This is a genomic window from Bacillus cereus group sp. Bce041, from assembly GCF_052646455.1.
In genome coordinates, this window is the sequence record NZ_JBQXON010000010.1 from 103,820 (window position 1) to 116,774 (window position 12,955).

A 12,955-nucleotide genomic window follows, 5' to 3' on the forward strand; every position below is an offset into this window, starting at 1 on the left:
CATAATCCGCTATAATAAGAGTGTAACTTACATAAAAGGAGCGATTGTACATGCCATACGTAACAGTGAAAATGCTAGAAGGACGCACAGAAGAACAAAAGAAAGCTCTTGCTGAGAAAGTAACAGCAGCAGTAAGCGAAACAACTGGTGCTCCTGAAGAAAACATCGTTGTTTTCATCGAAGAAATGTCTAAGAATCATTATGCAGTTGGCGGAAAACGCTTAAGCGACAAATAATTTCAAGTTTTTCATAAGAAGCAGCCACTAGCTGCTTCTTATTTCTTTCCTTCTAACAACTCAATAATTCTCTCTTTATATTTTCCTTTTCTTCCATCTTCATAGATTAAATCATGTGGATAGAATAGCTTTTGGTCCGTTCTTTTCTTACCTGTAATCGCCTCAACAATATCCGATTCACGTGAAAGCTCTCTAAGCTCTCCGTTTGGCATAAGAAGTAGGATTGGCAAACGCTCTTCTTCTTCTCCTGCACGATAAAAGTCATACGGTAAGTCTGATGTTGAATCAACTACTAAATAATACTCCGGATCAAGTCCAATCTTTTTAAATAAACTACTTAATTCCATCCAATTATCTAAACCGTGTTTATCTGTAAATTCTACATATTTAAATAGATTTCGATTCATAAAACGACGGCATAAATCGCTTAAAATTGGATCTTCTTCTTCCTGCCATACTTGGAAGTAGTAATACATAACGTTCTCGTCTAACTTTAAATAATCCTCTACTGTTACTTCTTCTTCAAATAAAGAATAGAAATGAACAGGATGATTTTTGAATGTATAATACTTCTCGTGCAGTGATTTAGCACGGTGTAAAATCTTCGTTAAAATAACTTCTGCACTTCGCGTTACCGGGTGGAAATATACTTGCCAATACATTTGATAACGACTCATAATGTAATGCTCAACAGCATGCATACCACTATTTTTAATGACTACTTGATTCCCATACGGACGCATTACACGCAGTATACGTTCCATATCGAAGTTTCCGTACTTTACGCCTGTGAAATAAGCATCTCTTAATAAATAATCCATACGATCCGCATCAATTTGGCTCGAAATCATACTAATCGCTAATTTATTAGTAGACGTTTTTGCAATTACATCTGCTACCTTTTGTGGAAACTCCTTATCAACACGACTTAATACATCATTAATCTCCGTATTGCCAACGATAATCTTTTGCGTAAATTTCTCATGATCTAATGAAAATACTTTTTCAAACGAGTGAGAAAATGGGCCGTGGCCGACATCATGAAGTAATGCCGCACATAAACATAACAATCTATCCTCAGCATTCCAATTTGGTCTGCCATCAAATACATCATCAATCATACGACGAATAATTTCGTATACACCTAACGAATGAGTAAAGCGACTATGCTCTGCACCGTGAAATGTAAAAAATGTCGTTCCAAGCTGCTTAATACGGCGCAAGCGTTGAAATTCTTTCGTTCCGATTAAATCCCAAATAACACGATCACGCACGTGCACATATTTATGTACTGGGTCTTTAAACACTTTTGTTTCGCTGAGTTTGTCGTTTAAATATACCACTTTCCGACATCCCCCTTTCTTTACTACATTCTTACTTTATATTATAAACGAAATGAGAAACAGAAAGAAATGAAAGACTGTATTAATTCCCTTTATAAAAAGAAAAAATCACCTTTACCGAAGTAAAAGTGATCTCCTTTATACATTATTTACCTAAAACGAATTCAGCAACTTCGTCTAAGATCATATCTTTCCCAAGTGGGAAGTAACCTTTGTTTAAGTCTTCATTTTTAATTGTAAATACGTGGTTGTTTTTAACAGCGTTCATGTTTTTCCAAATTGATTCTTCTTGGAATTCTTTCAAGCGCTGAGAACCGTCACCAGTTGTAAACACGAATAAGTAATCTGGGTTGTAATCAATTAAAGCTTCTTTTTGTACTTGTACTAACGGTTTATCAGTTGGTGTACCTTTAACTGCTGGTAGTTTTAAGTCATTAAAGATTACGCTACCGTAACCGTAGTCACCGTATACGCGGAAAGCATTTGGATATGCAGCCATTTTCATAAATGTTGCTTCACCAGTTTTAGCGACGATTTTGTCATGTAATTTGCTTGCTTTTTCATCATACTTTTTGAACCATTCTTTTGTTTCTTTTTCTTTACCGAAGATTTGACCTACTTCTTCAAATTTTGGACGCCATTGATCTAATGGAGTGTTTAACATAACTGTTGGTGCAATTTTAGATAATTGATCATAAATCTTTTCTTGACGATTATTTACAAGAATTAAATCTGGTTTTGCAGCAGCTACTGCTTCGATGTTAATTTTATCGCCCCAAGCAGAACCAACTGGTTTAACGTCTTTTAGTTTCTTTTCAATATGTGCATCAATTTTTTCTTGAGATGTATTAGCAGTAATAACCGGTTTCATACCGAAAATTAATAATTCTTCTGTTGAACCACTAAGGTCAGCAATTTTCTTTGGGTTTGCAGGAATTTTAATTTCCCCTTTTGCATGTTTTACAGTGCGCTCTTCAGTCTTTGCATCTGCTTTCTTTTCTTCTTCTTTGTTAGAACAAGCTGCAAATAGTACAGAAGTCACAACTAGTACCATTGCTAATAGTGCCATTTTAAAATTCTTCATGTTCCCACTCCTTCTAGCTGTATTTATCTTATAAGTTACAACGAACTATAAGAAACAAAGACAACAATTAATCAATATATATTTATTAATTGTTGTTAATAACCCATTCTAACGGGCGTTCAACTTCCCATTCTTATATAAGAAGCTCAACGTCCATTAGAAGTCCCCCTCTTCACGAGGGGGTTCTACTTATGCTTTTTTACGCAATTGATTACTAATCATCGCTAAATCATATGTTAAACAAATTGGCTTACAGTTTACTGGACATGGAACGATTTGAGCTTCAATCTCAAATACGTTACGAAGTGTTTCACTTGTCATAACTTCATCTGGCGTTCCTTGTTTCATTAACTTACCTGCTTTTAATGCAATCATATGATCTGAGAAACGAGAAGCGTGATTTAAGTCATGGATAACCATAACAATCGTTCTACCTTCTTCTTCATTTAACTTTTTCAATAAGTTTAATACTTCTAATTGATGAGCCATATCTAAGTACGTCGTTGGTTCATCCAATACAAGTAATTCTGTTCCTTGTGCAAGAGCCATTGCAATCCAAACACGTTGACGTTGACCGCCTGATAGCGCTTCTGCTGGACGATTCGCAAATTCTTTCATTCCTGTCACTTCAAGTGCCCAGTTAATGTAGCGATAATCCTCTTCTTTCAACGTGCCAAACCCTTTTTGATGAGGGAATCTTCCATATGACACAAGCTCAAATACAGTAAGACCCGTTGGTACTTCTGCAGTTTGTGGTAAAATCGCCATTTTCTTTGCAATTTCTTTCGTTGGCTGTTTCTCAATTGCTTTTCCGTCAAGATAAACAGTACCTTGCTTTGCCTTCAAAATACGAGACGCCGTTTTTAATAATGTGGACTTCCCACAACCATTTGGTCCAATAATTGTTGTAATTTTCCCTTCCGGAATTTCAACTGTTAATCCATCAATAATTAAACCTTCATTATAGCCAACCGATACCGCATCCACCGCTAAAGTTGCCATACGAAAAGCCTCCCTTTATTTTGTCCTCATAAGTAAATAAATGAAATACGGCGCACCAATTACAGAAATAACAAGACCGACTGGTATTTCTGAAGTTGTTAGTACACTTCTTGAAATTACGTCTGCGAATAAAAGTAAAAACGTTCCTATTAGCGCAGCTGTGGGCAACATAATTTGATGTTTACCACCAACAAGGCGTCTTGCTAAATGCGGGGCCATTAAACCGATAAAGCCAATTCCGCCGGCAACAGCAACAGATGCACCTGCTAAACAAACTGCAATAAATAATAATTTACGTCTTTCTTTTTCTACGTTTACACCAAGGCCAACTGCTGTAGAATCGCCTAGGTTCATTACATTTAATATGTGTGCTTTACTTATAGCAAGCGGTAAGAAAATAACCATCCATGGAAGTACACTTAATACGAATTTCCAATCTGTCCCCCATAGACTTCCCGCCAGCCAAATCGTAGCAAAACGAAAATCGTTAGATGTCATCTTCATAGAGAAAATTAAACTAACAGCTCCAAATCCAGCTGCAACGGCAATACCGACTAGTATTAATCGAGTCGATGAAACGCCGTCTTTCCATGCTAGTAAATAAATAATTACCGCTGCTAATATCGCTCCAACTAGTGCGAAGAATGGAAGAATGAATACAGATAAAAATGTACCAGTCCCTACTTTTCCGAAGAAGAAGTAGACGAATATAACAACTGTTAATCCCGCTCCAGCATTAATACCTATAATACCTGGATCAGCAAGCGGATTTCGTGATAAACCTTGCAAAATCGCGCCTGACATAGCTAAAGCAGATCCGACTAGTATAGCAATTACCATACGCGGCATACGGAATTCAAATAAAATAACAGACTGATCTTCAGCCCCTAGTCCAACCAATGACTTTAATACGTCCATTAGCGGGATTTTAAAAGTTCCTGTATTTAAACTAATAAGAAATATAGAAACGATTAGTCCTACTAAAATCGTTAATATAGAAATGTTCTTTTTTGTTAAGACACTCGTCCTCACATCTTTCCTCTCCCTTCATTACGTGCTAAGTAGAGGAAGAATGGAACCCCAATTAGCGCTGTAATTGCTCCAATTGGCGTTTCAAATGGCGGGTTAATAACGCGAGATAACATATCTGCACATTCAATTAACAGCCCACCTAAGACCGCAGAACATGGAATGACCCATCTATAGTCCGAGCCTACGAGGAAACGAGTCATATGCGGAATTACAAGACCAACAAATCCAACTGATCCTGCCATGGAAACTGCGGAACCCGTTAAAACAAGAACAAGTACTGTTCCGATAAATTTAATCAATGTCGTATTTTGACCAAGTCCAATTGCAATTTCTTCACCGAAGCTCAAAATTGTAATATATCTCGACATCATAATTGCGATAAAAAGACAAACAAGGCCAATTGGCACTAACATATTAATACTTTGCCATTTCACTCCAGCGACTCCGCCTGCATTCCACATACTCACCTCTTGGGCAAGATTGAAATACAATGCGATTCCAGATGAAATTGCCCCTAATAAAGCACTAATAGCTGCACCTGCTAAAGCTAATTTCACAGGTGTTAATCCACCTGGTGAAGAAGATCCAATTCCATATACAATGCTTGCACCAAACGCAGCTCCAATAAAAGATGCGATAACAAACATTAAATAAGGTGAATTAGGGAAAAATGCATACATAATTGCGATTCCAAATACAGCTCCATCTGTAATCCCCATTAACGATGGTGAAGCAAGTGGATTTCGCGTCATACCTTGCATAATTGCTCCTGATACCGCTAAAAAGGCACCTGCAACTACGCCCCCTATTGCTCTAGGCATGCGAAGCTCTTGAATTACGTTATGATGTGTAATAGATCCATCAAACTGAAATACAGCTTGCCATACAGTCTTTAAACTAATATCTGCAGCCCCAAAAGAAATAGAAACTGCCATGCTTAAAGCTAACAAAATTGTACCCGCTACTAAAATAATAGAAGCGATGAGCGGTCTGCTCTTAATCTCTTTAACATTCTCTTCTTGCTGTTCTATACTGCTTGCGCTCGCTTCCATCCCTCAACCATCCTAACCAACAACATATATTTATTGAAATGAAATTTATTCTCAAATAGTAATAAAAAAATTAGGTGAATTGTTATTTCCCTGATAATGATTCTCAGAATCAGACACTTCTATTCTACCTATCGCTTTAAAAGACTGTCAACCATTATTTTGAAATATAAATTTATATAAATTGGAATTTTAATACAAAAGTTATGTCCATCCTTTAGAAAACGTTCATCCACACAAGATTCCTTTCGCAGAATAAACCATTCCTCTTATGGGCATAAAAAAAGAAGAGGAATCTTTTCACTCTTCTTTTTCTTACTTATTTAACTTTGCTTCAATTTTCACGATTAACTCATCTTCTGTTGGAGCCGCAACTGGACGGTTATTTACAAATGCGAATGATTTTTTACGACCAGGACCACAGTAAGACTGACATCCAACTTCAATCGTTGCACATGAATCTACTTTTTTTAGCTTCGGAACTAACGTTTTAACGTTCGTTGCCTGACAGTCATCGCACACGCGAAACTCGTTTCCCATTATATAACACTTCCTCTATTTTAAACTTTTCTCAAGTACATTTAAAAATAAACACTAAATGGTATTTTACCGCTCTTTGAAGCTCGTTGCAAGTTTCCCTACAAAGCCTATTCTCTACATATTGCTACATATTTATATGCTCTCCTACAGAAGCGCTCACCATTCATGGGAAAATTTTTACCTTTCATCGAAATCTACCATATTTTTAAAAGCTTTGTATAAAAGTTTATTTTTTTGCCCATTATAAAAATAGGAAGTTCATAAAAAGAAAGGGAGTTGAATCTATGAAAGTAAGACAAGATGCTTGGACAGATGAGGATGATTTATTACTTGCTGAAACGGTACTTCGTCATGTTAGAGAAGGAAGTACGCAATTAAATGCATTTGAGGAAGTAGGGGATCAGTTAAATCGTACATCTGCTGCTTGTGGTTTCCGCTGGAATGCTGTTGTTCGCTATAGCTATGAACAAGCTCTTCAACTAGCAAAAAAACATCGTAAAGATAAAATGCGTGCTGCAAGCGGTGAACAAGCGAAAAAACGTTTACTTTATACACCACCAGCTTCAGATTCGATAACTGATTATGAAGAATTAGTACAAGAAGAATCAATCGTACAATATAAAGAAGCTATTCCATATCAAGAATCTACTGCTCCTGCTGCAAGAAGCTCTATGACAATGCAAGATGTTATTTATTTTTTACAAACAGTCGGATCTTCAAATATAAAAGTGACAGCTCTTGAAAACGAGAATACGAGATTGAAACAAGAAATTAAAGCACAAATCCTTCGGAATGAGGAACTAGAAAAGAAACTAGAAAAATTAGAAAAGCAATCTCATACTGTACAAGAAGATTACGAAACACTTATGAACATTATGAACCGTGCTCGTAAATTGGCAGTCATGGATGACGAAGAACGTTCTCAAACATCTTTCCGAATGGACCGAAACGGTAATTTAGAAAAAATTGCAGAATAAGAAGGATGCATGTAATGCATCCTTTTTATTATTTCACCTCTAAGCTCCCCCTTTATATGTGAGAAAACTCCATTCTTCATTTTTTGCTATAATAGAGATTGTCATTTTAAAGATAAGGGGTTAATTATATGAGCAATTCCCGTTCCATTTTACCTCAGCCAGAGTGGCGCATTGTAGATCAATCTAGTTTAGGACCAACATTCCATGCACTTCAGTCATTCGCAATGGATGACACATTATGCACAAGCATTGGAAATGGCAAGTCAGCCGCAACAATGCGTTCTTGGGTTCATCACAATACAATTGTCCTTGGCATTCAAGATTCACGCCTTCCGCATTTAGAAGAAGGTATTTCTTTTTTAAAACAAAACAACTTCAATGTCATTGTTCGTAATTCTGGCGGGCTTGCGGTCGTGCTTGATGAAGGTGTTTTAAATGTATCACTTTTATTTCAAGAAACAGAAAAAGGTATCGATATCGATCTTGGGTACGATACAATGTGGCATTTGATTAAGGAGATGTTAAAGGATTACGACGTTACTATCGAGGCAAAAGAAATTGTTGGCTCTTACTGTCCTGGTAGTTATGACTTAAGTATTCGCGATCAAAAATTCGCTGGTATTTCACAACGTCGTATTCGCGGGGGTGTCGCTGTCCAAATTTACCTCTGTGCTACCGGAAGTGGCTCTGAGCGTGCCGCACTCGTTCGTGATTTCTACAACCTAGCAATTCAGGGGGAAGAAACACGCTTTACGTACCCTGAAATTGTACCAAGTACGATGGCCTCACTCTCAGAATTACTTGGCGAAACCATTACAGTACAAGATTTAATGATGCGTCTTTTAAAAACATTGCAGCAATTCGCTCCAAAGTTAACAACATCTCAATTAACAATAGACGAGATTCCTTTATATGAGACGAATTTACAACGTATTATTGATCGTAATAATAAAGCACTTGGCTTAGAAAAATAAAGACCGTCGCTATAATAGCGACGGTCTTTATTTCAATTCATTATAGAATTAAAGTGCTTGAGCTGCTGTAATTAAAGCTAACTTGTACACTTCTTCTTCGTTACATCCACGAGACAGATCATTTACAGGCATGTTTAAGCCTTGTAAGATTGGTCCTACTGCTTCGAAGTTACCTAAACGTTGAGCGATTTTGTAGCCGATATTACCAGCTTCTAAGCTTGGGAATACGAATACGTTAGCATCACCTTTAATTGTAGAACCTGGAGCTTTTTTCTCAGCTACAGATGGTACGAATGCAGCATCGAATTGGAATTCTCCATCTAAAGTTAACTCAGGAGCCATTTCTTTTGCAATGCGAGTTGCTTCTACAACTTTTTCTGTTTCTGGAGATTTCGCAGAACCTTTTGTAGAGAAGCTTAACATAGCAACACGTGGATCAATGCCGAATAACTCAGCAGTTTTCGCACTTTCGATACCGATTTCAGCTAAATCTTGGCTGTTTGGTGCAATGTTAATTGCGCAATCAGCGAATACATATTTCTCTTCTTCACGTACCATGATGAATACGCCAGAAGTTTTTGTAACGCCTGGTTTTGTTTTAATAATTTGAAGTGCTGGACGAACTGTATCAGCTGTAGAGTGAGCTGCACCACTTACTAAACCGTGTGCTTTGCCCATGTATACAAGCATTGTACCGAAGTAGTTTTCGTCTTTAAGGATTTTTCGAGCGTCTTCTTCAGTTGCTTTACCTTTACGGCGTTCAACGAAAGATGCTACCATTGCATCCATTTCTTCGTATGTAGCTGGGTCGTAAATATCAACGCCTGCTAATGTTAAATTCATGCTAGCAGCTTTTGCGCTAATTTCTTCCTTATTACCAACTAAGATTGGTTTTACTAACTCTTCTTTTGCTAAACGCTCTGCAGCGCCTAAAATTCTTTCATCAGTTCCTTCAGGAAGTACGATAGAAATGCCTTTTCCTTGAACTTTTTCTTTTACTGTTGTAAATAAGTTGCTCACGAATAAACCCTCCTACATATGTTAAAAAAACTCTATCTTTAAGAATACTGCTTTTCTTCTATATTTTAAACTTATAGCTCCCAAAAAATAGATAAAATAAAAATGATTATATTTTCATAAAATTCAGCCATTGAATTCACCTTGCTTAAACACTTAAATGTGACAATTTTATGCGCCAAGGTTTTATATAGATGATTTTAAAACTATATATGCTATAGTTAACGTGTAAAACTATCATTAACTGAGGTGAATAGAATGAGTGAAGCAACAACAACGTTAGATGGCTGGTATTGTTTACATGATTTACGTTCTATTGATTGGGCTGCATGGAAAACATTATCTAGCGACGAACGCGGACAAGCAGTGTCTGAATTTTTAAATGTCGTTGAAAAATGGAACGAAGTAGCTACTGCGAAAAAAGGTAGTCACGCAATGTATACAGTTGTTGGCCAAAAAGCTGATATTATGCTTATGATTTTACGTCCAACAATGGAAGAGTTAAATGAAATTGAGACAGAATTGAATAAAACAACTTTAGCTGAATATATGGTTCCTGCATATTCTTACGTATCTGTTGTTGAATTAAGCAACTACCTTCCAGCTGATGAGGATCCATACCAAAACCCGCAAATTTTAGCTCGTTTATATCCTGAATTACCGAAAGCAAATCATATTTGCTTCTATCCAATGGATAAGCGTCGCCAAGGTGATGACAACTGGTACATGCTTCCTATGGAAGAACGTAAAAAAATGATGTACAGCCATAGTAAAATTGGTCGTCAATACACAGGTAAAGTACGCCAAGTGATTTCAGGATCTGTTGGATTCGATGATTTCGAATGGGGCGTAACATTATTCGCTGACGATGTTCTTCAATTTAAGAAACTTATATACGAAATGCGCTTCGATGAAGTAAGCGCTCGTTATGGTGAATTTGGAACATTCTTCGTTGGAAACATTTTACCAGACGAAAAAGTAGAGAAATTTTTACACATATAAATGGTGAAAAGGAACGAAATTCGTTCCTTTTTTTATTCTTCTCTATATTTATCCTCAAAAATCTCCTTTTTTCTGCACTTTTGAAGAAAAACCAACATTTTTTCAAATTTCTTGTAAAATTGTAACCTTTTTATATGTAAAGATATGCTAAAATGATACGAGCTATATGCTAAATAACGATGCGAAGGTGATAATCTATATGAAAAAAATCTTGTCTATTTTACTATTGCTTGTATTGTCAATTTCTTCCTTAGGAGTAACAACATCCCATGCGGAAGAAAAAATACATATTGAGGCGGCGGCTGCACTTTTATTTGATGCAGATACAGGAAAAATACTTCACGAGCAAAATCCAGATGAATTGCTAGCTATTGCTAGTATGTCAAAATTAATTGTTGTTTACGCTGTTTTAGAAGCAATTAAAGAAGGAAAAATCACATGGGATACGAAAGTAAATATTTCTGATTACGCTTATGAAGTCTCTCGTAATAATGAATTCTCTAATGTACCGTTCGAAAAAGGACGTCAATATACTGTAAAAGAATTATATCATTCTATTGTTATATTCTCTGCAAATGGATCTAGTATTGCTTTAGCAGAACTTCTTGCAGGAAGTGAGAAAAACTTCTTAAATCTTGCAAATGAACATGCTAAAAAGCTAGGATTAAAGAAATATAAATTTGTAAACGCTACTGGCTTAAATAACGCTGACTTAAAAGGAAAACATCCTGAGGGTACTGATCCAAATGCAGAAAACTCTATGTCAGCTCGTGATATGGGTATGCTTTCAAAAGCAATGATTACAAAGTATCCAGAAATGCTAGAGGATACAAAACAAAGATTTAGAAACTTCCCAGACAATCACCCAAAACCAATTCGTATGGAAAACTGGAATTGGATGTTACCAGGAGCTGCTTTCGCTTATGAAGGTACTGATGGTTTAAAAACCGGAAGTTCTGATACAGCTGGATACGGATTTACCATTACTGCTAAACGTGGTGATGTACGTCTTATCTCGGTTATTATTAAAACAAAATCAATGGATGAACGTTTCACGGAATCTCGTGAATTAATCGAATATGGATTTAATAACTTTGAAAAACAAAAACTAAAAGTTAATAAAAACAATACAATCTCTGTAGTAAAAGGGAAAGAAGACCAAGTAACTGTTGCACCCGAAAAAGAAATAACAGTAATTGCGAAAAAAGGTAGCAAAGAGCCTTATAAAATTGGAACTGAATTAGATAAATCTCTTTCTGAAGATGGACATTTAGTTGCTCCTATTAAGAAAGATACCAAAGTAGGCTCAATTACTTTAGAATCAACTGATAAATATGGTTTCTTAGACGGTAGTAAAAGTATGAAAGTTACTGCAAAAACGACAGAGGAAGTTGAAAAAGCAAATTGGTTTGTGTTAACAATGCGCTCTATTGGTGATTTCTTCTCAAACTTATGGTCTAAAGTTTTTTAATAAAAAAGCTGGCTCACGCTAGCTTTTTTTATTTTCCACTCTCAATGTAAAACTTCGTTTGGTTGTCATATCTGAGTCCTTTTCCTCATACGTATGAACTAGTAATTGTTACACACTTCATCTAGAGATAAAGTGAAACTTTAATCAGTGGGGGAATCCCCCGCTGATTATTAGTTGAACCAATCGGGCGTTTACGGGCAGTTTGATCTCCCATCTAATTTCTTTACTTCAACCAAATTTTAGGGCAGGAGTCTTACTGCCCGTTAATGCGGGATAAACCTCTTTCCAAAAGGTATTACAAAAAGAGAGGTGACACATAATGGGCGTTATTGCTTATAACGAAGAAGATGTAAAGTTGTTGGCTAGACTGATGCGTGCTGAAGCCGAAGGAGAAGGGCAACAAGGAATGTTAATGGTCGGAAACGTTGGGGTAAATCGTGTCCGCGGAAATTGTTTAGACTTTAAAAGCATTCGTAATTTACGTCAAATGGTTTATCAAAACCCCGGCGGTTTTGAAGCAACGCAAAAAGGATATTTTTATCAACGGGCACGCGAACAAGATATTGCCCTAGCGAGACGGACCATTCAAGGGCAACGTTTTTGGCCTGCCAACTTTGCCTTATGGTTCTTTAGACCTGAAGGTGCATGTCCACCAACTTGGTATAACCAACAAAACTCTGGTCGCTTTAAAAAGCACTGCTTCTTCCAGCCATCTGCTGGAGACTGCCCTAGCGTATATTAAGGAATAAAAATGAGGAGGGATTTTTGAATGGCACAGCAACAAAATCCGTACTATGGAACAGGTTTTTATCAACCATCTGGAACTTATGTACAACCGCAACAAATGACTCAACAACAGCAGCAAGCGATGCAACAACAAACAGCTCAAGCTGCGCAAGCTCAATATGCAATTTCTCAAGGCATGTTACCTCTAGAGCAATCCTATATTGAAAATATCCTTCGTTTAAACAAAGGTAAGCAAGCTACGGTTGTAATGACCTATGAACGTGGCAGTTCCCTTGGCACACAATCTTATACAGGTATTATTGAAGCAGCTGGCCGTGACCATATCGTTATTAGTGAACCGCAATCAGGAAAACGCTATTTACTACTAATGATCTACTTAGATTACGTAGAATTTCCAGAAGAAATTACGTATTTACCTAGTCAACAAGCAACTTATACTCCAAGACCATAAAAAAAGCTGGCAAATGCCAGCTTTTGTTTT

The 12,955-nt window shown here is 36.7% G+C and carries 14 protein-coding genes; 7 read left to right on the forward strand and 7 right to left on the reverse strand.

What is annotated here, in order from left to right:
• The first annotated feature begins 50 nt into the window (after positions 1–50).
• Positions 51–236 carry a 2-hydroxymuconate tautomerase gene (locus tag ACUN13_RS24285; RefSeq protein ID WP_001147171.1) on the forward strand — a complete coding sequence of 62 codons (186 nt, stop codon included), beginning with the start codon at positions 51–53 and terminating at the stop codon, positions 234–236.
• A 38-nt stretch (positions 237–274) separates the two neighbouring features.
• Here ACUN13_RS24285 and ACUN13_RS24290 read toward each other — a convergent pair whose 3' ends face one another.
• The 6 genes from ACUN13_RS24290 to ACUN13_RS24315 form a co-directional block, all read right to left on the reverse strand.
• Positions 275–1,579, reverse strand: a complete 1,305-nt coding sequence (locus tag ACUN13_RS24290; protein WP_000262742.1) for an HD domain-containing protein — start codon at positions 1,577–1,579, stop codon at positions 275–277.
• Positions 1,580–1,724: 145 nt separating this feature from the next.
• Entirely contained in the window at positions 1,725–2,663 is a 939-nt protein-coding gene (locus tag ACUN13_RS24295) for an ABC transporter substrate-binding protein (RefSeq protein WP_000787724.1), read from the reverse strand.
• A gap of 189 nt (positions 2,664–2,852) precedes the next feature.
• A complete protein-coding gene (locus tag ACUN13_RS24300; RefSeq protein ID WP_000212068.1) occupies positions 2,853–3,665 on the reverse strand; it encodes an ABC transporter ATP-binding protein in 813 nt (270 codons plus the stop codon).
• Positions 3,666–3,680: 15 nt separating this feature from the next.
• Positions 3,681–4,697 carry a FecCD family ABC transporter permease gene (locus ACUN13_RS24305; protein ID WP_089607767.1) on the reverse strand — a complete coding sequence of 339 codons (1,017 nt, stop codon included), beginning with the start codon at positions 4,695–4,697 and terminating at the stop codon, positions 3,681–3,683.
• Positions 4,694–5,749 carry a FecCD family ABC transporter permease gene (locus ACUN13_RS24310; protein ID WP_000388294.1) on the reverse strand — a complete coding sequence of 352 codons (1,056 nt, stop codon included), beginning with the start codon at positions 5,747–5,749 and terminating at the stop codon, positions 4,694–4,696. Before ACUN13_RS24310 ends, ACUN13_RS24305 begins: the two co-directional genes overlap by 4 nt.
• 312 nt (positions 5,750–6,061) lie before the next feature.
• Entirely contained in the window at positions 6,062–6,286 is a 225-nt protein-coding gene (locus ACUN13_RS24315) for a DUF1450 domain-containing protein (protein WP_000526079.1), read from the reverse strand.
• A 284-nt stretch (positions 6,287–6,570) separates the two neighbouring features.
• Here ACUN13_RS24315 and ACUN13_RS24320 point away from each other — a divergent pair, with 284 nt between their 5' ends.
• A complete protein-coding gene (locus ACUN13_RS24320; protein ID WP_000868358.1) occupies positions 6,571–7,263 on the forward strand; it encodes an RsfA family transcriptional regulator in 693 nt (230 codons plus the stop codon).
• A 128-nt stretch (positions 7,264–7,391) separates the two neighbouring features.
• Positions 7,392–8,237, forward strand: coding sequence for a lipoate--protein ligase family protein (locus tag ACUN13_RS24325; protein ID WP_089607768.1), 846 nt, complete (start codon positions 7,392–7,394; stop codon positions 8,235–8,237).
• 48 nt (positions 8,238–8,285) lie between these two features.
• Here the strand turns inward: ACUN13_RS24325 and pta are convergent, their stop codons facing one another.
• Positions 8,286–9,257: a phosphate acetyltransferase gene (gene pta / locus ACUN13_RS24330; RefSeq protein ID WP_000067215.1), complete on the reverse strand. Its 972-nt coding sequence runs from the start codon at positions 9,255–9,257 to the stop codon at positions 8,286–8,288.
• 255 nt (positions 9,258–9,512) lie between these two features.
• Here pta and hemQ point away from each other — a divergent pair, with 255 nt between their 5' ends.
• The 4 genes from hemQ to gerQ all read left to right on the forward strand — a co-directional run bounded on the left by hemQ (position 9,513) and on the right by gerQ (position 12,925).
• Positions 9,513–10,256: a hydrogen peroxide-dependent heme synthase gene (hemQ, locus tag ACUN13_RS24335; protein WP_445423999.1), complete on the forward strand. Its 744-nt coding sequence runs from the start codon at positions 9,513–9,515 to the stop codon at positions 10,254–10,256.
• Between the two features lie 199 nt (positions 10,257–10,455).
• Entirely contained in the window at positions 10,456–11,727 is a 1,272-nt protein-coding gene (locus ACUN13_RS24340; RefSeq protein WP_000722870.1) for a serine hydrolase, read from the forward strand.
• 319 nt (positions 11,728–12,046) lie between these two features.
• Positions 12,047–12,469, forward strand: a complete 423-nt coding sequence (gene cwlJ / locus ACUN13_RS24345) for a cell wall hydrolase CwlJ (RefSeq protein ID WP_000538167.1) — start codon at positions 12,047–12,049, stop codon at positions 12,467–12,469.
• Between the two features lie 27 nt (positions 12,470–12,496).
• Positions 12,497–12,925: a spore coat protein GerQ gene (gene gerQ / locus ACUN13_RS24350; RefSeq protein ID WP_000068652.1), complete on the forward strand. Its 429-nt coding sequence runs from the start codon at positions 12,497–12,499 to the stop codon at positions 12,923–12,925.
• Positions 12,926–12,955: the final 30 nt, after the last annotated feature.